The organism is Pandoraea norimbergensis, from assembly GCF_001465545.3.
Classification (GTDB): Bacteria; Pseudomonadota; Gammaproteobacteria; order Burkholderiales; family Burkholderiaceae; genus Pandoraea; species Pandoraea norimbergensis.
In genome coordinates this window covers 4243529-4264744 of record NZ_CP013480.3, presented here as the reverse complement: position 1 = coordinate 4264744, position 21216 = coordinate 4243529, and the positions used below count along the sequence as shown (strand labels likewise).

Here is a 21216-nt window from a genome sequence, read left to right as displayed (position 1 = left end):
TTCTGACTGGGCGTAGGCGGGCGGGGCGACCGAAGTCGTCTGCCGTCAAAGCTGAATGATATTGAGCAGCGCGGCGCGCACGACGGCTTCGGTGCGGGTGGCGACGTTGAGTTTTTCGCGGGCGTTGTCGATGTGAAAGTCGACCGTGCGTTTGCTCAGATCGAGAATGATCGCGATTTCGGCGGAGGTCTTGCCGCGCGCCGACCATTGCAGAATCTCGACTTCGCGTTTGGTGATGCCGAAGGGCAGCGAAGCGCCGTCGTCCGGCTCGTCATGGTGCGTGTATTTCCGGATCACCGTATCGAGCACGTCGAAATCGACCGGCTTGAGCATGTATTCGTCGGCGCCGGTGCTGTGCCCGCGCATGATCGAGGCCTTATCGGCGTTGCCCGTCAGAAAGATGAACGGAATCCTGCGCTCGCCCTGAATGATGCTGCGTGCGCTTTCCAGAAACTCGAAGCCGGTCATACCCGGCACGTTCACGTCGCACACGATGATGTCGGGCATGAATGACGCCAGAGTGGCGAGTGCTGCCGTGAAATCGTGTGCGACTTTGACGACATAACCGCGATCGGTCAGGTCTTCGCGAATCAGGTCTGCCGAATCGTGATCGTCTTCGATGCAGAACACTTTGGTGGGAGAAGTCATCCCGCTGGCCCTGGTTTTTCGTGTAATGCCGAAATCGTACTAGGAAATGCCGGATGACGAAATTCCTGTGCCGTCCACCAAAGGAAAAAGGACCGCGTGAAGTGGTTCTCGCGGAGGGTAATGCTGCCCATCCAAATTCGTTTCGGCAATGAATTCCCCTGCGACATCGCTCCTATCGCATCATCACTGCCAGCGTTTCTCGGCCAATTCCCAACGGTCAAACGATAGAAGTCACGATGTTTTCTGATTAAATACTTCCCCAGGGCCCCGGCGCCGGACGCTCAATAACGCGTTCAAACGCGAGGGGGAAGGCTATGTGGAACCGCCCAATCGGTTGCAACTTAGCGAACAACGTCGGTTCCACGAATGAACAATAAATTTCATCACACAGGCGTTCCCTATCGATCGCAATGGGCATCACCGGAGCTAAACGAGGGCATCATCGCGGGCTTGATCGATCCTTGTGATGATCCCACGTGGACCCTTTCGGGTTTCTCCTCGGAGGCTGATTACCGTTTTTGGGCTAGACGGCTCTGCGGCATTGCATGCCTCGAGTCGATTCTCGATTTTCTGTCAATCCCGCACGGAACTCGCTTTGAAATGCTCTGTGAAGCGCTATCGATCGGCGCATACATCAAACACGGCGACAACTCGGTGACGGGGCTGATTTACCGACCATTTTGCCATTGGGTGCGTGTGCGCTTTCATCTCGATATCAGCGTATTCGAAGACATGCCACTCTCCTACGTCGCAAACGAAATTTCACCATTTTGCATGGCATTGGTTTCGGTGAGTCCGGAAATCAGAAATCCGAAGACGCCAAACTCTCGCAAGGGCGGACATCTCGTTCTCATACACGGATCGGACCTCGATCACATTCGGTTTCATAACCCATCTGGCGTGCCTCCCTACCAGATGGATGTCAGTCTTCCTATCAAAGAAGCCGAGCGATTCTATGCAAGACGAGGGATGCTGGTATCGATTCCGGCAAGAAGTTGAACCGCGTTGCGGTGAGTCTCCAGAAGGTCGCAATGCCGCTTCGACGCAGATCGAAGCGGCATTTTTTACGGGATTTCGTGGCTGTTCGCTAGCAGCGCTGAACGTCAGACCTGCTTGACTGCGTGGCATCACAACGTGAAGTGGTCCTTTTTCGTGTCGGCGGGGTAGGGAGGCCGGGGGGCGCCACCGATCAGAAGATATCGGTGAAGTTGCAGTCCATCATCATCCCGGCGAGCGCAGCGGCTTGAAGCATGAAGGTCATGGCCATGTTTTGTTTCTCCTTGTTCAGATGCGAAGTTGTGGGTGCGCTGCGCGCTTTAGTTGAAAATCGGCAGGCTGGCGATGAAGGGGACGACGTCGCGGCCGATGTAGTAAGCGATAGCTGCCATGGTGTTTCTCCTGAGTCAGTGGTGTGGCGATTTAAGGGCGAGGCGGGTGTTTCGGTTGGTTCGGTTGGTTCGGCTCAGTAGCCGAAGAAGTGGCCGACGGTGATCACATAGTTGGTGGCGGGTTCGGCGTAGGTGTCGAAGAGGTAGGCGAACGGGAACATGGTGTGGCTCCTTTTTTCAGCGATTCAAGTTGCGGTTCAGGGGTCGATTTGGCTTCGGTGTTTCGCGGCTGCTGTGTTGCGTTGGCCGTTGAATGAAGTATCGTCATCGGCCTGCCGCGCCGAAACTGTGATTAATACAAGTCGGTGAAAAGCCGACGCGTCGGGGGCAGGTGTGATGGGCTGAATGCCTTGTCCGGTGGGGCTTTTCGCGGATCCGACGAAGGCCGCGATTGCTGGCCCGTATAAATCACAGTGCCCCGTTTCATACGCCCCGGCATTGGGAATCGCAAAAGGATGCGGAAAAGGCGTCGCTATAATCGGCGCGACTCAATGGCGCTTTTTTAATCGTTATGCCAATGTTCCCAACCGTCTCCTTCACCCGCACAACACTTTGTGCCGTCCTGCTTTGTCTTGGCGCTGCCGCTTGCACCACGCGGCCGTTTCAGCCGCCCCCTGCGGCATACACGCTGTGGACGCAGCCGGGCGTGAGCGAGTTGGGCGTGCGACGCGCCATGGTGGATTGCGGATTTCCTGATCCTGCCAATTTCACCCCGCGCGAGATGTCCACCAACGACGCCGCGCAGGCACAACTGTGCATGCTTGAAATCGGCTTCCGCTATCAGGGCCGCCGCATCCTTTGCACCGATTCGCCGGAACTGCCCGCCTGCGCCAACGTGCCGCGCGGTAAAACCTTCGGCACCGATCCGGACTTCGATCCTGCCGAGCACAGCACGCGCACCGCGCTGCCGCCGCCCTACACGTTCTGGCAGCGCGCGAATACCGATACCGACGGCGTGAAGCAGGCCATGCGCGCTTGTGGCTTCGCGAGCGTCACGCAGCCGGGCGTCGACCTGATGAAAGCGGACGACGTGGCCGCTGCCGAGCTATGCATGCTCGACCGGCATTTCACCTACACGTGGCCTGCCAACGCGCTGATGTGCAAGTCGTCTCCTGCATTGCCGTCGTGCCGGGGGCGCAAGATCGATACCCAAAACTGCTGTGCCCCGCCCCGGGCCGCCGGACAGCGCTGACGCCATGTAGGCAAGCTAATGAGGCGCTCGCGCACCACGTGCCGGGCCAACAGGTTCCTCCCTGCGTCATTATGTCGCGATGTATGGATTATGCGTGTGAGTAGCATTCGAAACGCAAATTGTGTATCCATACATAGAGGTTCGAAATGCCCATGCATAACGTCTGGCCCATCTCGCGCGAGAGGGCGGACACAATAAGCGGCACGCGCTGGCAAACGGGGTTCGCCCGGTGGTGCGCCCGGGCCGGCGCGCTGCTCGCGACGGTGCCCATGAGCGGTTGCACGCTCGAATTGCTCGACCCGAAGGGCAGTGTCGGCGAACAGGAGAAGCATCTGATCCTGATCGCGCTCGGCGTCATGCTGCTCGTCGTGGTGCCCGTGATCGTGCTCACGCTAGTGTTCTTCTGGCGTTACCGCGAATCGAACACGGCCGCGACCTATTCGCCCAAGTGGTCGCACTCCACCAAGATCGAAGTCGTCGTCTGGACGATTCCCGTGATCATCGTCGTCGCACTCGCCGTGATGATCTGGGAGACCACGCACAAGCTGGACCCGTACCGGCCGATCGAGCCGGTGGCGTCCGACAAGCCGCCCGTGCGCGTGGAAGTCGTCGCGCTCAACTGGAAGTGGCTCTTCATCTATCCGGACTACCACGTCGCCACCGTCAACCGGCTGGTGCTGCCCGTGGACACGCCCGTCGAGTTCAAGCTCACGGCCGAGTCGTTGATGAACGCCTTTTTCATCCCGCAACTCGGCAGCATGGTCTACGCGATGTCGGGCATGCAGACCAAGCTGCACCTGATCGCCAACCAGACCGGCACCTATGCCGGCATGTCGTCGGCGTACAGCGGCGCAGGCTTCTCCGACATGCATTTCAAGGCGCACGTGACCTCGCGCGAGGACTTCGAGAAATGGGTGCACGAAGCGCAAGGCGCGCCCGACACGCTCGACGCGCCTACCTACGTGAAGCTCGAACAGCCGGGCACGGGCGTGCCGGTGCCGATTTACGCGAACGTGACGCCGGGGCTGTTCGACGCCATCGTCGGCAAATACATGGGGCCGATGGACGGCAGCGTGGCCGCTAACGGTACGCGCAGCGCACTCGACGACATCATCGCCGCCGCCAATTGCCGCGTAGAGACGCAGCAACTGGCAGGCGTCAGGTCGCCGGCCATCGCGCCGAATTCGCTCACGGAGTAAGTCATGCTCGGAAAACTCGATCTCGACGCCATCCCGCTGCACGAGCCCATCATCATGGGCACGCTGGTGGTGGTGTTGCTGGGCGGCGCGGCGCTGCTCGGCGCCATTACGTATTACCGCAAGTGGCAGTACCTCTGGACGGAGTGGATTACCTCCGTCGATCACAAACGCATCGGCGTGATGTATATCGTGCTCGCGCTCATCATGCTGCTGCGCGGCTTTGCCGATGCGATCATGATGCGTGCCCAGCAGGCCGTTGCGGCCGGTGGCGAAGCGGGCTATCTGCCGCCGCACCACTACGACCAGATCTTCACCGCACACGGTGTGATCATGATCTTCTTCGTGGCCACGCCGCTGGTGCTGGGCCTGATGAACGTGATCGTGCCGCTGCAAATCGGCGCGCGCGACGTGGCGTTCCCGTTCGTGAACTCGCTCTCGTTCTGGCTCGCCGCCATGGGCGCCGTGCTGGTCATGATGTCGATGTTCGTGGGCGACTTCGCGGCCACGGGCTGGGTGGCCTATCCGCCATTGTCGGAACTGGGTTATAGCCCAACCGTCGGGGTGGATTACTACATCTGGTCGCTACAGATATCGGGGCTTGGCACCACGCTCACCGGCATCAACTTCATCGTGACGATTCTGCGCATGCGTGCGCCCGGCATGAACCTGATGAAGATGCCCGTGTTCACGTGGACCGCGCTCATCACCAACATCCTGATCGTTGCCGTGTTCCCGGTGCTGACCGCCACGCTCGCGCTGCTCACCGCCGACCGCTATCTGGGCATGCACTTCTTCACGAACGAGTTGGGCGGCAACGCCATGATGTACGTGAACCTGATCTGGATCTGGGGGCACCCGGAGGTGTACATCCTGATTCTGCCGGCGTTCGGGGCGTTCTCGGAGATCATCGCCACGTTCTCGCGCAAGCCGCTGTTCGGCTACAAGTCGATGGTCTACGCGACGTCGTCGATCGGCATTCTGTCGTTCTTCGTGTGGCTGCACCACTTCTTCACGATGGGCTCGGGCGCGAACGTGAATGCCTTCTTCGGCATCATGACGACGATCATCTCGATACCGACCGGCGTGAAACTGTTCAACTGGCTCTTCACGATGTATCAGGGCCGCATTCGCTACCACTCGTCCACGCTCTGGACCATCGGCTTCATGGTGACGTTTGCGATCGGCGGCATGACCGGCGTGCTGCTCGCCGTGCCGGGCGCGGACTTTGTGCTGCACAACTCGCTGTTCCTCGTGGCGCACTTCCACAACGTGATCATCGGCGGCGTGGTGTTCGGTTGTCTGGCCGGGATTACGTTCTGGTTCCCGAAGGTGTTCGGTTTCACGCTCAACGAGCGCTGGGGCAAGATCTCGTTCTTCTGCTGGCTGGTGGGCTTCTATCTGGCCTTCATGCCGCTGTATGTGCTCGGCTTCAAGGGCATGACGCGCCGCATGAACCACTACGTGCAGGCCGATTGGCAGCCGTATCTGATCGTGGCCGCCGTAGGCGCCGCCGTGATCGGGATGGGCATTCTGGCGTTCATCGTGCAGTTGGTGGTGAGCGTTCGCGACCGCAAGGACAATCGCGACCTGACGGGCGACCCTTGGGACGCGCGCAGTCTGGAGTGGGCGACGTCATCGCCCGCACCGTTCTACAACTTCGCACACGTGCCAAACATCGATTCGCTCGAACAGCATTGGGACGACAAGGTGCGCGGCCTCGCCTGGCGTGAGCCGAAGCACTACGAAGACATCCACATGCCGCGTAATACCGGCGCGGGCTTCGTGGTCTCGGTGTTCAGTGCGGTGATGTGCTTTGCCCTGATCTGGCATATCTGGTGGCTGGCCGGCGCCAGTCTGGTGGCGACAATTGCCACGTTCCTGTGGCGTACCTACGACCGCGACGTCGATTACTACGTCCCGGCGGCGGAAGTCGCACGCATCGAGCGAGCCCGCTATGACGATCTGCGCGCCGCGCAGCCCCAGTCTCAATCCATTCCAAAGGCAGCCTGATGTCCGGCGCAACCCTCAACCCCACACACGGGCACGGCGCGCACGCCGGGGCCCATCTCCACGACACCGCGCACGGGCACCACGATGCGGGCGTGAACACCACGCTCGGCTTCTGGATCTACCTGATGAGCGACTGCCTCATCTTCTGCGTGCTGTTTGCCACCTTCGGTGTGCTCGCGCAGAACACGGCAGGCGGCCCGGTCGGGCGCGAGTTGTTCGAGCTGCCGTTCGTGCTTGGCGAAACGATGCTGCTGTTGCTCTCGAGCTTCACGTTCGGGCTGGCATCGCTGTCGATTCGCCCGGGCAACGAAGCCAACGTGAAGCGCTGGCTGTGGCTGACCTTCGCGCTGGGCGCCGCCTTCGTCGCGATGGAAGTGTATGAGTTCTCGGCACTGATTCACGAAGGTGCCGGGCCGGGGCGCAGTGCGTTCCTGTCGGCCTTCTTCACGCTCGTGGGCACGCACGGACTGCACGTGACGTGCGGCTTGCTGTGGCTCGTGGTGATGATCGACCAGATTCGCCGCTTCGGTTTCGACGATGTGGTACGCCGCCGCCTGCAATGCCTGAGCTTGTTCTGGCACTTTTTGGATCTGGTCTGGATCTGCGTGTTTACCTTCGTCTATCTGCGGGAGTTCGTATGACGAGCGCTCATTCACCCACTTCACAAACCCACGCGGCGAGCGCCTCGCACGGCGGCCTGCGCGACTATGTGATCGGCTTCTTCCTGTCGCTGGTGCTGACCTTCGCGTCGTTCGGCGCGGTCATGCTCGGCGTGGTGCCGCGCGGTATGGGGCTCGCCACCATCGTCGTGCTCTGCGTCGCGCAGTTGATCGTGCAACTGGTGTACTTCCTGCACATCGGTGCGAAGCGCGATCAGCGGCAGAACTCGGCTATCTTCCTGTGCACGGCCGGGCTGATTGCCATCATCGTGGCGGGCTCGCTGTGGGTGATGCATAACGCGAACACCAACATGATGCCGACCCACATGTCGATCGAACGGGCCAAGCTGCGCGATTGAACATGGACCGCCTCAAATGCATGGAGGTGTTCGTTCAGGTGGTGCGTGCCGGGAGTCTCAGCGCCGGTGCCGCCGCCTGCGCGATGTCGGCAGTGACCGCATCGCGTCATGTGCAGGCGCTGGAGGCGCGGCTCGGGCAACCACTGCTGCATCGCAGCGGCCGGCGGCAGGTGCCGACAGCGTTGGGCGCGCGTTATTTCGCCGAGTGCGCCGAGGTGCTGGCGCGCGTGGAGAACGCGGACGCCGGGGTGGCGGGTGTTTCGTCGATGTCATCGGTAACGTCGGCTTCGTCGGCGATGCAGGCGGCCCGTCGCCCGCTTGGGCAGCTTCGGGTCAGTGCGCCAACGACCGTCGGCGCGCACCTGCTCATGCCGCTGTTTGCCGAGTATTTGCGCACGCACCCGGATGTGGCGCTCGATCTCGATCTCAAGGACCGCGCCGTCGATCTGGAAGAAGAGGGCATTCACGCCGCATTTCAGGCCGGTGGATTACCGGAGCCGGGACTCGTCGCGCACACCCTGCGCGGCGTGACGCGAGTGGCCTGTGCGTCGCCCGCCTATCTGGCGCGGCGCGGTGTGCCTCGCCAACCGGCCGATCTGGCCGGGCATGATTGTCTGGGCTTTCGCTATGACGATGCGCATGGGCAATGGCTCCGTGCGGAGGGGCCGCGTGCTGCCACTGGCACGTCGGCGTTGCAGCCTTTGCAGCACGATGTCCGGTTGATTGCCGACAACCCGTTTGCGCAGTTGCAAGCGGCGGTATGTGGCATGGGGATCGCGTTGTTGCCGGAGTATCTGCTGGCCCCTGAAGTGGCGGCAGGGCGTCTGGTTCGCGTGCTGGAAGCCGAAGCGACGGTGAGCGAGCCGATGCATCTGGTGCATCTGGCCGGGCGCTACGTGTCGGCAAAACTGGAAGACTTCGTCGGGTATATGGTGGCGCGTCTCGGCCCGGAGGCCTGTGCGGCGTAGGCTTGGCGAGGCGTCCCGGACGCGCCCGGCGACTTCGGCTAAGATGCCGTTATTCAATCGCGGCCGAAGCGATATCACCCAGAGCGTGGCCACCCAAGCACGCCGTCCTGATGACCCGGTAATGACTCGACAACGCAAGTCATGGCGACGGGCATGCGCAAGCGTGCTCGTCGGTGCAGCGGTGTTCGCACAGGCATCCACGGTGTGGGCGCAGCCGCCGAAGTACAAGAACGACGCCGAACTCATGGGGGCCGCCATTGCCTCTCCCGAGGGCGTGGGGCAGGTGCTCGGTCAACTGGTGCAGAAATGCGGCCTGTATGGCGAGGCAACGCGCGCGCACGGCAATGCAGCACTACGCGCCTGGGAGTCGCGTCATCGCGAATACCTGCTCGAAGGCCGCCGCGTGCGCGCCGAGTTGCAGGCAACCTACACCGACCCGCAGGCGCGGCAGAGTTTTGACGAGTTGCTGCGCACGCAATTGCCGATGCTGGTCGAGCGGCAGTTCACCGTCTACGCGCGAAGCATCGACGATCAGACGACCGAGAGCGCCAAAGCCGATCTCTGTGACAACTATTTCAACGCGGTCGATGACCGGCAGTTCGACCTGACCGTGAACGATCCCGCACTGGCCGCCTTCTTCGACAAGCGGATGGCGGCGCGCAATAGCGGGACGTCAGGCGCTGCCGGCGCCAGCAGCACTAGCGGCAGCGGCGGCAACACAGCCAACAACGATCAGGCGGCGGCGACCGGCGCGACATCAGCCGCGTCGGCGGCATCGACCCCTTCCGCGGGCGACTCGCCGGTCAGCAAGTAGCGCATCAGGTCCGCCACGGGCCGGATGCGCTCGCCAAACGGCAGCGGATCGCGTCCCCGGAAGAACAGCCCGCGCGCCACATCGCCGCGCACGGCCTGCGCCAGCTTCAGATCGATGCAGAACTGACCGATACGGGCCACGCCGTCGCGCAGACCACACGCCTGAAGACAGTCGAAGCCTTCCAGACACTGCCGCACCTTCGCCTTCGCTTGTAATGCCGTCTCACGCGAGAGATAGCGCTTGAGCCACGGCGTGAGGACCGCGCGCGCCGGTAGGCCCGCCACGCTGGTGAACTCCGCAATGTCTTCGGGGCGGGCGGTGGCCAGCACTTCCTTGAAGGCCGGATGGGCATCCGATTCTTCGGTCACGGCAAATGCCGTTCCCAATTGCACGCCCGCCGCGCCTTGACCCAGCCAATGCTTCACCTGTTCGTGCCGATGAATGCCGCCTGCGACGATCAGCGGTACACGCGCCCACTCGATGCCAAGCGATGCGTAGATCTCGCGGCATTCGGTCAGCACACGGTCGAACGAGAAACGCCCGTCGCCAAGGTCTTCGATGCGCGATGCGCCAAGGTGGCCGCCCGCGTGCCCGGGATGTTCGATGACGATGGCGTCGGGCAGGCGGCCTTTCTTCATCCACTTGCGCAGCACTAGACTCACGCCACGTGAATCCGACAGAATCGGGATGAGCGCAACGTTCGGGTGCGCGGCCGTGAGTTCCGGCAGGTCGAGCGGCAGACCGGCGCCCATGACGATGGCGTCAGCGCCGCTCTCGCACGCCTGACGCACGAGCGACGCGTGGGCACTCACGGCTTTCATGACGTTCACGGCGACCAGTCCGTGGCCCTCGGCGAGTGTCTTCGCAGCCCGGACTTCGCGGTCGAGTGCGATCAGGTTGACCGCTTCGATGGCCGCCTTGTCGCGTGTACCTTCGACCTGAGCCAGCAGGTCAGGGTGGTGGTGCCGCAGGTCGATGCTCGCAATCGTGCCCATGCCGTTATTGCGCGCGACAGTACCCGCCAACCGGTGCGCGGAGATGCCGATTCCCATGCCGCCCTGTACCACCGGCACCAGCCGGCGGCCGGCCAGCGTCAGCCATTGCTCGTTCATGTCAGTTCCATTCGTCATGCGTGAGGGCAGTCTGTCATGCCTCGGGCGAACGGCGTTTGCGATGGGTCAAGCGCGGGGAGATCAGGCGGCGGGGTCGGTGCGGCATGGCGTCGCAGCGGGCTTCGATACCGTGCCCAGTGCAATGCCGCCCACGATGAGCGCGAGGGCCAGCCAGACATCGAGTCCGAGCGATTCGCGCAGGAGGAATGCGGACGCGAGCGTGCCGACGACGGGCACGCCGAGCAGGCCGAGTGACGTGACCCCCGCAGGCAACTGCCGCGTGACGACGCCAGCGAGCCAGTAGGCAATGCCGCCACCGACGATGCCGCCGTACGTCATCAGCCCCGCAAATCCGGCCACGCCGGTGATGCGCGGTGCGCCATCGAAGAGGAGGGCGAGCGTGCTCAGAATCACGCTTGCGAGCAGCAATTGCCACGGGCTCAGTTCGAACGGACCGTTGACCCAGCGATGCGCGCGCATGTGGACGATGGCGATGGCCCACACAAGCGCCGAGGCGAGCACGAGCGCGTTGCCGAAGACGGCATTACGGTCGTGCCAATCGAACGCCAGCGGGTTGAACATGACCGCGATGCCGAGCAGGCCGAAGGCGATGCCGACCAGTCGGCGCGGCGTCAGCGCTTCACCCAGCCAAAGGCGTGCCGCAGGCATGACCCACAGCGGTGTGGTGTAGGCGAGCACTGCCGAGCGGCCGGCGCTTACGTATTGCAGGCTGATGGCAACCAGCAGCGAGAAGACGGTCATGTGCAGCAGACCGACGCTCAGGATCACGGGCAGGTCGCCACGTTTGGGCCAGACCAGCCGCCGGGTAACCGCGCAGATGATGAAGAGCGTGAGCATGCCGACGGTCGAGCGAAACGCTGTGCTCCACCAAGGAGAGACATGTGCGAGCAACGCTTTGCTGACCGGCCAGTTCACGCCCCACATGACGATGACGATGGCGAAGATCAGGCCGGCGTTCGTGCGAGTGGGCGCGCCGTGACTGCCACGGGCATCGCGCCGTGGCGACGCAAGACGTTGTAGGGCAGCAGGCAGATTCACGGCGCGCGGCTCCGAAGCTCCAGAACGTGAGGGGAGGGCGCGTCGCCCTTTGGGGCAGGACGCGCCAATGCATCACGTTAGGGCAAGCGTGGCCGCAGGAGAAGCGCCAGCAGAGCGCGGATCGATGGTGCCACTGCCCCTCTGCGTGGCAGGGCGGGACGGGTTTAGGCCGTCGCGAGTGCCTTGGGCGGGCGGCCGCTCAGCTTCATGCACAGGCCGCGCAGGAACACGCGTACGCCGTCGCCCTTGCCCAACTGCGGACGGCGGCGGAAGACGTCGTAATCGGCCGCTTCGATCATGTCGAGAATGCGCAGGCCGCCATGGACCACGCAGCAAAGTTCCAGTCCGAAGCGTCCCGGCACACGGTTGGCGAGCGGCGCACCGCGCAGCATCATGCGACGGGCAAAATCCACTTCGTAGCGCATCAGCGCGCGCCAGCGATCGTCGAGCGTCTTCGCGTCGATATCGGCGTCGGTGACACCGAAGCGTGCCATGTCGTCCTGCGGCAGATACACGCGCGCCTTGCGCCAGTCGACTTCGACGTCCTGCCAGAAGTTGATCAGTTGCAGCGCCGAGCAGATGTCGTCGGAGCAGGCGATGTTCTCGGGCGTGTCGAGCTTGAACAGACCGAGCATGATGCGCCCGACCGGGTCGGCAGAGCGGCGCGTGTAGTCGCGCAGGTCGGCAAAGGTGGCGTAGCGCTTGACCTCGATATCCTGATCGAAGGCTGAGAGCAGGTCGGAGAACGGCTGCACCGAGAGCTTGTGCTCGGCGATCACTTGCGCGAGGGCGGCGAACAGCGGCTGGTCGGGCGACGTGGGCACCCCGGCGGCGATCTTGTCGAGTTCGGCCTGATAGGCGGCCAGCCCCGCGTGACGCTCGGCGTTGGTCGCGTCACCCTCGTCGGCGATGTCGTCGGCGGTCCGGGCAAAGTTGTAGATCACGCCCACCGGCGCGCGCATTTCGCGCGGCAGCAGGACACTGGCTACGGGGAAGTTTTCGTAATGCTCGATCTTGGCGTCGGAAGTCATCGGGCTGGTGAGGCAATTGGGGCAAATCGAAGCGTGTCTGCCTGAGGCCGACAGCCGCCGCGATTGTTGCGAAAACTGGGATAACCATTGTGCCGGGCCGGCCACCGTTCGACAGGTGGCGCGCCAACTGACGCAATTGTCAAAAAACGTCGGGAAATCAGGGCGATGGGGCGGTTTTCAGCCCTCGGGCCTGCCCCGAACGCCCCGAGATTCTATGCTATCGTTCCCAATCCTGGCGGGAAAGTCACGCCAATCCCCGGTATACTTGCCGGTTTGCAAGAATCCCCTGGGTTTTTCTGTGGTGTCACCCTGTTCCCCTGCACGACGAGGAGCCTCGTGAGCGTCGCCGAACCGATCGAAATTTCGCCTGAGCAAAGCAGCGCACGTGTGGCGTCCGGCAGCAGCTTTTATGCTGCGATGCGCATTCTGCCGCCCGCACAGCGTGAAGGCATGTTCGAGATTTATGCCTTTTGCCGCGCCGTGGACGACATTGCCGACGACGGCGAAGACACGTCGGCGAGCCGCATGGCGCGTCTGGCGGTCTGGCGCCGCGATCTGGCCGACCTTTACGAAGGCCGTCCCGCGCCCTCGCTCGCCAATCTGGCACACGTGGTCAAGCAATTCGACCTGAAGCACGACGATTTTCTGGCTGTCATCGACGGCATGGAAATGGACGCGTGCGGTCCCATCGTTGCGCCTGATCTGCCGACGCTCGATCTCTATTGCGATCGCGTGGCGAGTGCCGTCGGCCGTCTGTCGGTTAAGGTATTTGGCATGCCCGAGCAGGAAGGTATCGACCTGTCGTACCACCTCGGCCGTGCCCTGCAACTGACGAATATCCTGCGCGATATCGACGAAGACGCCGCCATCGGCCGCGTCTACCTGCCGCGCGAGACGCTGGCAGAAGCCGGTATCGTCAACGCCACGCCTGCGATGATGGCCGACGCCCGGCTCGACCGGGCCTGTGCGCCGCTCGTGGCGCAAGCGCATGAGCATTACGCGAAGGCGCGCGCGATCATGACGCGCCACCCGCGCCGTGTGGTCATCGCCCCGGCGGTGATGGCCAAGGCCTATGGCGCGATTCTCGACAAACTGATTGCACGCGGCTTTGCCGCGCCGCGTGAGCGCGTGCGTGTGCCGCGCTGGCGTTTGATTCTGATGCTGCTGCGGCAGATGGTTTTCTGATGGCAGGCAAGGTTCATGTCATCGGCGCCGGCCTCGCAGGCCTGGCCGCCGCGGTAAGACTTGCCACGCGCGGCGTGCCGGTCGTGCTGCACGAAGCCGCACCGCAGGCAGGCGGGCGTTGCCGGTCGTACTTCGATCGCACGCTCAATGCCGTGATCGATAACGGCAACCATCTGGTGCTCTCGGGCAACACGACCATGCGTGAGTTCACCCGCACGATCGGCTCGGAGCACACGCTGACCGGCCCGGGCCGCGCCGAATTCGCTTTCGTCGATCTCGATAGCGACGAGCGCTGGACCGTACGGCTCTCGGAAGGTCGCCTGCCGTGGTGGATTTTCGATAAGAACGCGCGCGTGCCGGGCACGAAGTGGTCGGATTATCTGTCGCTCGCGCCGCTGCTGCGCGCCGGCCCCGACGCGACGATGACCGACGCGATGAATTGTCCGCCGGCGCTGTACAAGCGGCTGATTCATCCGCTGTTCTTAGCCGTACTCAATGCCGATCCGGCGGAAGGTTCGGCGCAGATGGCCGCTGCGGTCATTCGCGAAACGCTCGCGGCGGGCGGCAAAGCCTGCCATCCGTTGATTGCGAGCGATGGGCTCGACGTGTCGTTCGTCAACCCGGCGCTGGCGTATCTGGAAGCGAAGGGCGCGCAGGTCATGATGCAGCACCGCGTGCGTGCGCTGGCCTACTCGGCCGACGGCAGCCGTGTCGAATCGATCGACTTTGGCGACGGCCCGGAAATGCTCGGGGCGGATGATGCCGTGATACTGGCCGTGCCACCGAACGTGGCGGCCTCGCTGGTGCCTGAGCTGACGACGCCGGACGAATACCGCGCCATCGTCAACGCACATTTTCAGGTGCCGCCCCCGCCGGGCTGCCCGCCGATGATCGGTGTGGTGAACGGCGTGAGCGACTGGATTTTCGCGTTCGAAGACCGCTTGTCGGTGACGATCAGCGGCGCCGACCATCTGCTCGATGAATCGCGCGAGTCACTCGCGCTGCGCATCTGGGAAGAGGTCGCGAAGGCGTGTCAGGTGCCGTCCACACCGATGCCGGTGTGGCAACTGGTGCGCGAAAAGCGCGCCACGTTTGCGGCGACGCCGGCGCAGGACAAACGCCGCCCGGCGGCGAAGACGCGCTGGCGCAATCTCTTGCTCGCCGGCGACTGGACGGCCACCGGCCTGCCAGCGACCATCGAGGGCGCGTTGCGAAGCGGCAACCGCGCCGCCGATTTACTGAGCCCGGCCTGATACGGCCGGTTGAAAAGGCAAGACTGTCATGGATACGATTCGCGACGCTTCCGAGAAGGAAGCTCGACGCACGGCCACTGCTACCGCAGTGGACCTCAAACTGCATACCGAACTTGCCCAGAAGGTGAGCACGGCAATGGCGACGCAAACGCTCGAGACGGGAATCGATCGCTCGATCACGGCTCTGCTCGATCTGCAACAGGACAACGGCCACTGGCTGTTCGAACTCGAAGCCGATTCGACGATTCCGGCCGAGTACGTGCTGCTGCGCCACCATCTGGGCGAGAAGGTCGACGCCGAACTCGAAGCCAAGATCGCCGTCTATCTGCGCCGTATTCAGGGCGAGCATGGCGGCTGGCCGCTGTTCCATCAGGGCAAGTTCGACATGAGCGCGAGCGTGAAGGCGTACTTCGCGCTCAAGATGATCGGTGAGCCGATCGACGCGCCGCACATGGTGCGTGCGCGCGAGGCCATCATTTCGCGCGGCGGTGCGCAGAATTCGAACGTGTTCACGCGTATTTTGCTGGCGTTGTACGGCGTGCTCGAATGGAAGGCAGTGCCGATGATGCCGGTCGAGATCATGCTGCTGCCGAAGTGGTTCCCGTTCCATCTCTCGAAGGTGTCGTACTGGGCGCGCACGGTGATCGTGCCGCTGCTCGTATTGCAGGCCAAGCGCCCGCTCGCGCGTAACCCCAAGGGGGTGGGCATCGATGAGCTCTTCATCGGCAGCCCCAAGGATGTGGGCCCGCCCAAGCGCGCGCCGCATCAGAGCCGCTTCTGGTTCACGTTCTTCTCGGGCGTCGATCATGTGCTGCGTGCCCTCGATCCGTACTTCCCGAAGTCGCTGCGCAAGAAGTCGATCAAACGCGCGGTCGAGTTTGTGGAAGAGCGCCTGAACGGTGAAGACGGCCTCGGGGCGATTTATCCGGCGATGGCCAACTCGGTCATGATGTACGACGTGCTCGGGTACCCGGAAGACCATCCGAGCCGCGCGATTGCGCGCAAGTCGGTTGAGAAGCTGGTGACGCCGGCCGACGACGAGACGTATGTGCAGCCGTGTCTGTCGCCGGTGTGGGATACGGCGCTCTCGGCGCATGCGCTGCTGGAGACGGGCGACAAGCGCGCCATCGAGCAAGCCGGGAAGGGGCTTGAATGGCTGATTCCGTTGCAGATTCTCGACGTGCGCGGCGACTGGATTTCACGTCGTCCGAACGTGCGTCCGGGCGGCTGGGCATTCCAGTTCGCCAACCCGCATTACCCCGACGTGGACGACACGGCGGTGGTGGCGATGGCGATGGACCGCTACGAAAAGCTCGCGGGCAAGTTCGATAACGCTAAAGTGGATCAGGCGGACCCGAAGTCGCAGGCGATGCGCTACGCGATCGATCGCGGCACGGAATGGGTCATCGGCATGCAGAGCAGCAACGGTGGCTGGGGCGCATTCGAGCCCGAGAACACGCATCTGTATCTGAACAACATTCCGTTCTCCGATCACGGGGCGTTGCTTGACCCGCCAACGGTCGATGTGTCCGCGCGTTGCCTGTCGATGCTGGCGCAGTTGCCGACGTCGCCGGAGCGCAAGGCTTCCGCCGATCTGGCGCTCAAGTACATCCTCGACGATCAGGAACCCGACGGCAGCTGGTACGGCCGCTGGGGCATGAATTTCGTGTACGGCACGTGGTCGGCCATGTGCGGTCTGCAAGCGGCGGGCATGCAACCGGAGCATCCGGTCATGGCGCGCGCGGCGAAGTGGCTGCTCTCGATCCAGAACGCCGACGGCGGCTGGGGTGAGGACGGCGACAGCTACAAGCTCGAATACAAGGGCTATGAGGCGGCACCGAGCACGTCGTCGCAAACGGCCTGGGCACTGCTCGGCCTGATGGCGGCGGGCAAGGCTGACGACCCGGCGGTCAAGCGCGGCGTCGACTATCTGCTGAACACGCAGAACGATGAAGGGCTGTGGGACGAGGAGTTGTACACGGCGACGGGTTTCCCGCGCGTGTTCTACCTGCGTTATCACGGCTATCGCAAGTTCTTCCCGCTGTGGGCGCTGGCACGCTATCGCAATCTGAGCGTGCGCAACGATTGCCCGGTGCCCTGCGGCATGTAATATCGATGCGCGCAATGCGCATCGCACGCCCCGGCGGCAGAGGTTTGCCACCGGGGCGGTTTCTTCGATATTCCCTCGGTTTTCTCAAGGCAGGCTAATGAGTCCAGTGACGAGTCCCATGACTTCGCCCATCATCGTTGTGACCGGCATGCCCTTCGAAGCCCGCATTGCGCGCGGCAATGGCGTGCGCGTGGTGTGCGCGCAGAACAACACGCTGGCGGACGAACTCGAAGCCGCGATTGCGCAGGGCGCACGCGGGCTGGTGAGCTTCGGGACGGCCGGTGGTCTGGTGCCGGGGGTGAAAGCCGGGCAGTGGGTCATCGCGCACAAGGTGCTCGACATGCCCGACAACGCGCGCGAATACGTGTCGTCGATTGTGTGGGCCGACGCACTGCGCCGGGCCTTGCCGGCGGCGCTACGAGCCGATCTGGCAGGTGTAACGGCGCCGGTGGTGACGGCCGACGACAAGGCGGCGCTGTGCCGCGAGAGCGGGGCGGCGGCGGCCGATATGGAGTCGCATATCGTTGCGCGTGTGGCGACGGCGCATGGGCTGCCATTCGTGGTGGCACGCGTGGTCATCGACCCGGCAGAACGCTCGCTGCCGCCGGCGGCGCTCGCCGGTATGCGTCCCGATGGGTCGGTCAATCTTCTCGGCGTGTTGTGTTCGCTGGCCAAGCATCCGCTGCAACTGCCGGCGTTGATTCGCGTGGGGAAGGATGCAGGCCGGGCGAAGGATGCGATGCGCTATGGGCGTCAGGCCATTACGCTGCGGCTTGGCGATGGATTCGGCGCGGAAGCTGCGAAGATCTGAAGGCGTCGAGTCTCAACAAAAAAGCCAGTTTGCGTTGTCGGCAAACTGGCTTTTTCTATGGGGCAGCGTGAATTGACGCGGCGTTATACGTCCGACGACTGCTGCCCGCGCGCTTGCGCGCGCCCCTTCCACATACCACCACGGCCGCGCCAGTGTTGCAGCGCCGAGTCGAACGTGAAGACCGTGTAGAGCGCGGCCACCAGCGGCAGCATCGGGCCGAAGCTCGTCGGCTGGCGGTAGAAGCGCAGCATCGGGACATACGAGATCGTCATCGCGACCCACGCGAACAACCCCAGCCACTGGGCAATGCCGGAACCAAAGATCGTCACGGCAGGCGGCACGATGAACGTGAGCAGCAGCGACACGATCGTACCCGCCAGCAGCACCGGCGAATATTGCAACTGCGCGTAGGCCGTGCGCGAGACCATCTTGCGAATCTCGCCGAGGTTGTCGTACGGCCGCACGCTCATCGCGCGCTCGGTGAGTCCCAGCCAGATCGAACCTTGCTTCTTGAGCAGGCGCCCCATGGCGCAGTCGTCGATGATCTCGTCGCGAATCGCTTCAATGCCGCCACCTGCTTCCAGCGACCGGCGATGGATTAGCATGCATCCACCGGCTGCCGCCGCCATGCGCTTCTTCGGATCGTTGACCCAAGCGAACGGGTAGAGCATCTGGAAGAACAGCACGAAGGCGGGAATCAGCGTGCGCTCGAACCACGCCGTGCAGCGCAGCTTCGCCATGAGCGACACGAGGACGCGATTGTCGCCCGTGGCGCGGGTCACGAGGTGACGCACGTTGTCGGGCGAGTGAGCGATGTCGGCATCGGTGTGCAGCAGGTACTCGGGCGCAATGCCGTCGTCGTTGGTCGCCGGATCGCTGGCAAACGCCACGCCCTGACGCACGGCCCACATCTTGCCAGTCCAGCCGCCGGGCAGCGGCTGGCCGCTCAGGACATCCACGCGCCGTGTGAGGCCGTCGGCTGCCGCACGGGCCGCCGCTTGACGCGCCAGATCGGCGGTGCCGTCGTTGCTCTGATCGTCGACGACGACAATGCGCAGTTGCCCCGCGTAGTCTTGCCTGCACAGCGACTCAACGACTTGACCGATCGACTCGGCCTCATTACGCGCCGGGATGATGACCGCCACAGTCGGCCAGACATCTGGCACAGGCAGTTGATCGTCGTCGAGATCATCGCGTTCGCGTGCGCGCCAGAAGCCGCCCTGCGAAATCAGCAGATAGATCCAGATGGCCAGCGAGAGCGCGGCGATCCAGGCCAAAACAGTCATGACAAATATCCGGCGGTGCGAAACCAGGCGAGCGCGTCGCGCAGGCCATCGAGGTAGGGGCGGGCGGTGTAGCCCAGTTCGCGCTTGGCCTTCTCGGACGAGAAGAACATGTGATAGCGCGACATCTTCAGGCCATCGACCGTGACGAACGGTTCTTTGCCGGTGAAGCGCGCCACGCCTTGTGCAGCCATCGCGAGCGGGTAGAGCGGCCAGCGCGGCAATGCCACGGTGGGTGCCTTGCGGCCCACAAGGCCGGCAATGGCGCCGAGCATCTCGCGCAGCAACACGTCGTCGCCGCCCAGAATGTAGCGCTCGCCGATGCGGCCACGCTCCAGCGCCAGCAGGTGGCCCTCGGCGCAGTCGTCGACGTGCACGAGGTTGAGCCCGGTATCGACGAAGGCCGGAATCTTGCCCTGCGCCGCTTCGACGATGATGCGGCCGGTCGGCGTGGGCTTGATGTCGCGCGGCCCGATGGGCGTGGACGGATTGACGATCACGGCGGGCAGGCCGTCGTTGGCGATCATGCGCTCGACCAGACGCTCGGCCGCGACCTTGCTGCGCTTGTACACGCCAATGGTCGTGGCTTCGTCGTTCGGGGAGGTTTCATCGACCGGACCGGTCGCGCCTTGCACGCGCAACGTGGCAACGCTGCTCGTGTACACCACGCGCTCAACACCTGCACGCAGCGCGGCTTCCATCACCGTGCGCGTGCCATCGATATTGGCCCGCATGATGTCGTTGGGATCTTTCGCCCAGAGGCGGTAGTCGGCCGCAACGTGGAGCAGGGCGTCCACGCCGGCGAGTGCGCGCTGCATCGAGGCCGCATCGCGCATGTCGCCTTCGACGACTTCAACGGGCAGGTCGGCGAGGTTCGCGCGCGGGCTGGTGCCACGCACCAGCAGGCGAACCTCGTGACCGCGCGCGAGCGCCGTGCGTGCTACCGCAGAACCGACGAACCCGGAGGCGCCGGTGACCAGCACACGCGTCGGCATTTACGCCTTGGCTCGCTTCAGTTCGTCGAGCTTGATCTCGACGTGCTTCGAGAACACAAACTCGGCCGGACGTTGCTTGGCGAACGAGACGTCGTCAGCCATCGGGCCTTCGGTACGCACGCCCTTGAGGGCAACGCCGAGGGCACGCAGCGGACGCGACAGCGTGTCGTTCACGGCGGTCGCTTCGAAGCCGCTGTGGACCATGCAGTCCGCGCACTTTTCGTAGTTGCCCACGCCGTACTTGTCCCAGTCGGTGGTTTCCATCAACTCGGTGTACGTCTTGGCATAGCCTTCGCCGAGCAGGTAGCACGGACGTTGCCAGCCGAACACGGTACGCGTCGGGTTGCCCCACGGCGTGCAGTGATACGTGCGGTTGCCGGCCAGGAAGTCGAGGAACAGGCTCGACTGGCTGAACGTCCAGTCCTTGCCGCCGTTGCCGCGCTTGAGAATGTCGCGGAACAGTTGCTTGGTCTTCGAACGGTTCAGGAAGTGCTGCTGGTCCGGGGCACGTTCGTAGGCGTAGCCCGGCGACACGGTGATGCCGTCCAGACCCATTTCCTTCGTCGTGTCGAAGAACTTGGCAACCTTCTCCGGATCGGCGTTGTTGAACAGCGTGCAGTTGATGTTCACGCGGAACCCGCGCGACTTCGCCAGCTTGATGGCGGCAACGCAACGGTCGTACACGCCGTCCTGGCACACCGACGCGTCGTGCATTTCACGGTCGCCGTCGAGGTGGATCGACCAGACGAAGAACGGGCTCGGCTCGTAGTCGTCGATCTTCTTTTCCAGCAGCAGGGCGTTCGTGCAGAGATAGACGAACTTCTTGCGCTCGATGATGCCCTTGACGATCTGCGGCATTTCTTTGTGCAGCAGCGGCTCGCCGCCGGCGATCGAGACCACCGGTGCGCCACATTCGTCCACGGCATCGAGGGCGTCCTTGAGCGAGACGCGCTGATTCAGAATGGGATCCGGATAGTCGATCTTGCCGCAGCCCGAGCAGGCCAGATTGCAGCGGAAAAGCGGTTCAAGCATGAGCACCAGCGGGTAACGCTTGTTGCCCTTGAAGCGTTGCTTCATGAGGTAGGCGCCAACATACGCCTGTTGCAGGAAGGGGATGGCCAAGTTCGGCTCCTGTTCGTG

Annotated in this window: 19 protein-coding genes; 12 read left to right on the top strand and 7 right to left on the bottom strand. The window is 63.5% G+C overall.

Translation table 11 applies throughout. The annotated features are described in order from the left end of the window. Positions 1-45: 45 nt before the first annotated feature. Positions 46-648, bottom strand: a complete 603-nt coding sequence (locus AT302_RS18670; RefSeq protein WP_058379732.1) for a response regulator transcription factor — start codon at positions 646-648, stop codon at positions 46-48. 366 nt (positions 649-1014) lie between these two features. On the opposite strand from AT302_RS18670, the gene AT302_RS27355 reads away from it, so the two are divergent. The 8 genes from AT302_RS27355 to AT302_RS18635 all read left to right on the top strand — a co-directional run bounded on the left by AT302_RS27355 (position 1015) and on the right by AT302_RS18635 (position 9237). Next, positions 1015-1647 (top strand): hypothetical protein, encoded by a 633-nt coding sequence (locus tag AT302_RS27355; RefSeq protein WP_084656319.1) that lies wholly within the window; start codon positions 1015-1017, stop codon positions 1645-1647. A gap of 906 nt (positions 1648-2553) precedes the next feature. Next, positions 2554-3228 carry a hypothetical protein gene (locus AT302_RS18665; RefSeq protein WP_237171964.1) on the top strand — a complete coding sequence of 225 codons (675 nt, stop codon included), beginning with the start codon at positions 2554-2556 and terminating at the stop codon, positions 3226-3228. Positions 3229-3497: 269 nt separating this feature from the next. Further along, entirely contained in the window at positions 3498-4427 is a 930-nt protein-coding gene (cyoA, locus tag AT302_RS18660) for a ubiquinol oxidase subunit II (protein ID WP_237172203.1), read from the top strand. 3 nt (positions 4428-4430) lie between these two features. After that, positions 4431-6437 carry a cytochrome o ubiquinol oxidase subunit I gene (cyoB, locus tag AT302_RS18655; protein ID WP_058379731.1) on the top strand — a complete coding sequence of 669 codons (2007 nt, stop codon included), beginning with the start codon at positions 4431-4433 and terminating at the stop codon, positions 6435-6437. Further along, positions 6437-7078, top strand: coding sequence for a cytochrome o ubiquinol oxidase subunit III (gene cyoC, locus AT302_RS18650; RefSeq protein WP_058379730.1), 642 nt, complete (start codon positions 6437-6439; stop codon positions 7076-7078). The genes cyoB and cyoC overlap by 1 nt, the downstream gene beginning before the upstream one ends. Then, complete coding sequence (gene cyoD / locus AT302_RS18645; RefSeq protein WP_058379729.1) at positions 7075-7455, top strand: cytochrome o ubiquinol oxidase subunit IV; 381 nt, start codon at positions 7075-7077, stop codon at positions 7453-7455. The genes cyoC and cyoD overlap by 4 nt, the downstream gene beginning before the upstream one ends. A 2-nt stretch (positions 7456-7457) precedes the next feature. After that, positions 7458-8423: a LysR family transcriptional regulator gene (locus AT302_RS18640; protein ID WP_058379728.1), complete on the top strand. Its 966-nt coding sequence runs from the start codon at positions 7458-7460 to the stop codon at positions 8421-8423. Positions 8424-8544: 121 nt separating this feature from the next. Further along, positions 8545-9237 (top strand): hypothetical protein, encoded by a 693-nt coding sequence (locus AT302_RS18635; protein WP_157125830.1) that lies wholly within the window; start codon positions 8545-8547, stop codon positions 9235-9237. Here AT302_RS18635 and AT302_RS18630 read toward each other — a convergent pair. The 3 genes from AT302_RS18630 to hpnC form a co-directional block, all read right to left on the bottom strand. Then, a complete protein-coding gene (locus AT302_RS18630) occupies positions 9156-10349 on the bottom strand; it encodes an NAD(P)H-dependent flavin oxidoreductase (RefSeq protein ID WP_058379726.1) in 1194 nt (397 codons plus the stop codon). The two genes, AT302_RS18635 and AT302_RS18630, sit on opposite strands and share 82 nt — an antisense overlap. Positions 10350-10430: 81 nt before the next feature. Next, positions 10431-11408, bottom strand: coding sequence for a DMT family transporter (locus AT302_RS18625; protein ID WP_237171963.1), 978 nt, complete (start codon positions 11406-11408; stop codon positions 10431-10433). Between the two features lie 164 nt (positions 11409-11572). Next, a complete protein-coding gene (gene hpnC, locus AT302_RS18620) occupies positions 11573-12439 on the bottom strand; it encodes a squalene synthase HpnC (RefSeq protein WP_058379725.1) in 867 nt (288 codons plus the stop codon). 336 nt (positions 12440-12775) lie between these two features. On the opposite strand from hpnC, the gene hpnD reads away from it, so the two are divergent. From hpnD to AT302_RS18600, 4 genes are all read left to right on the top strand, one after another. Then, on the top strand, positions 12776-13624 hold the full coding sequence (gene hpnD / locus AT302_RS18615; protein WP_058379724.1) for a presqualene diphosphate synthase HpnD: 849 nt from the start codon (positions 12776-12778) through the stop codon (positions 13622-13624). Then, a complete protein-coding gene (hpnE, locus tag AT302_RS18610; RefSeq protein ID WP_058379723.1) occupies positions 13624-14877 on the top strand; it encodes a hydroxysqualene dehydroxylase HpnE in 1254 nt (417 codons plus the stop codon). Before hpnD ends, hpnE begins: the two co-directional genes overlap by 1 nt. A 136-nt stretch (positions 14878-15013) precedes the next feature. After that, positions 15014-16987, top strand: a complete 1974-nt coding sequence (shc, locus tag AT302_RS18605) for a squalene--hopene cyclase (RefSeq protein ID WP_058380418.1) — start codon at positions 15014-15016, stop codon at positions 16985-16987. A 118-nt stretch (positions 16988-17105) separates the two neighbouring features. Next, positions 17106-17798, top strand: coding sequence for a phosphorylase (locus tag AT302_RS18600; RefSeq protein ID WP_058379722.1), 693 nt, complete (start codon positions 17106-17108; stop codon positions 17796-17798). 83 nt (positions 17799-17881) lie between these two features. Here AT302_RS18600 and AT302_RS18595 read toward each other — a convergent pair whose 3' ends face one another. From AT302_RS18595 to hpnH, 3 genes are read right to left on the bottom strand one after another with little or no spacing between them, the layout of a single operon-like run. Beyond that, positions 17882-19084 carry a glycosyltransferase gene (locus AT302_RS18595; RefSeq protein ID WP_058379721.1) on the bottom strand — a complete coding sequence of 401 codons (1203 nt, stop codon included), beginning with the start codon at positions 19082-19084 and terminating at the stop codon, positions 17882-17884. Next, positions 19081-20076 carry a hopanoid-associated sugar epimerase gene (hpnA, locus tag AT302_RS18590; protein ID WP_058379720.1) on the bottom strand — a complete coding sequence of 332 codons (996 nt, stop codon included), beginning with the start codon at positions 20074-20076 and terminating at the stop codon, positions 19081-19083. The genes AT302_RS18595 and hpnA overlap by 4 nt, the downstream gene beginning before the upstream one ends. Further along, positions 20077-21198 carry an adenosyl-hopene transferase HpnH gene (hpnH, locus tag AT302_RS18585; protein WP_058379719.1) on the bottom strand — a complete coding sequence of 374 codons (1122 nt, stop codon included), beginning with the start codon at positions 21196-21198 and terminating at the stop codon, positions 20077-20079. Between the last annotated feature and the right edge of the window lie 18 nt (positions 21199-21216).

Bases quoted from the DNA above. Each gene is read 5' to 3' on its own strand.
- AT302_RS18670 (WP_058379732.1), bottom strand. From the start codon at position 648: ATGACTTCTCCCACCAAAGTGTTCTGCATCGAAGACGATCACGATTCG.
- cyoC (WP_058379730.1), top strand. From the start codon at position 6,437: ATGTCCGGCGCAACCCTCAACCCCACACACGGGCACGGCGCGCACGCC.
- AT302_RS18600 (WP_058379722.1), top strand. From the start codon at position 17,106: ATGACTTCGCCCATCATCGTTGTGACCGGCATGCCCTTCGAAGCCCGC.
- cyoA (WP_237172203.1), top strand. From the start codon at position 3,498: ATGAGCGGTTGCACGCTCGAATTGCTCGACCCGAAGGGCAGTGTCGGC.
- cyoB (WP_058379731.1), top strand. From the start codon at position 4,431: ATGCTCGGAAAACTCGATCTCGACGCCATCCCGCTGCACGAGCCCATC.
- shc (WP_058380418.1), top strand. From the start codon at position 15,014: ATGGCGACGCAAACGCTCGAGACGGGAATCGATCGCTCGATCACGGCT.
- hpnC (WP_058379725.1), bottom strand. From the start codon at position 12,439: ATGACTTCCGACGCCAAGATCGAGCATTACGAAAACTTCCCCGTAGCC.
- AT302_RS27355 (WP_084656319.1), top strand. From the start codon at position 1,015: ATGAACAATAAATTTCATCACACAGGCGTTCCCTATCGATCGCAATGG.
- AT302_RS18640 (WP_058379728.1), top strand. From the start codon at position 7,458: ATGGACCGCCTCAAATGCATGGAGGTGTTCGTTCAGGTGGTGCGTGCC.
- AT302_RS18665 (WP_237171964.1), top strand. From the start codon at position 2,554: ATGTTCCCAACCGTCTCCTTCACCCGCACAACACTTTGTGCCGTCCTG.
- AT302_RS18630 (WP_058379726.1), bottom strand. From the start codon at position 10,349: ATGAACGAGCAATGGCTGACGCTGGCCGGCCGCCGGCTGGTGCCGGTG.
- AT302_RS18595 (WP_058379721.1), bottom strand. From the start codon at position 19,084: ATGACTGTTTTGGCCTGGATCGCCGCGCTCTCGCTGGCCATCTGGATC.
- hpnA (WP_058379720.1), bottom strand. From the start codon at position 20,076: ATGCCGACGCGTGTGCTGGTCACCGGCGCCTCCGGGTTCGTCGGTTCT.
- hpnE (WP_058379723.1), top strand. From the start codon at position 13,624: ATGGCAGGCAAGGTTCATGTCATCGGCGCCGGCCTCGCAGGCCTGGCC.
- cyoD (WP_058379729.1), top strand. From the start codon at position 7,075: ATGACGAGCGCTCATTCACCCACTTCACAAACCCACGCGGCGAGCGCC.
- AT302_RS18635 (WP_157125830.1), top strand. From the start codon at position 8,545: ATGACTCGACAACGCAAGTCATGGCGACGGGCATGCGCAAGCGTGCTC.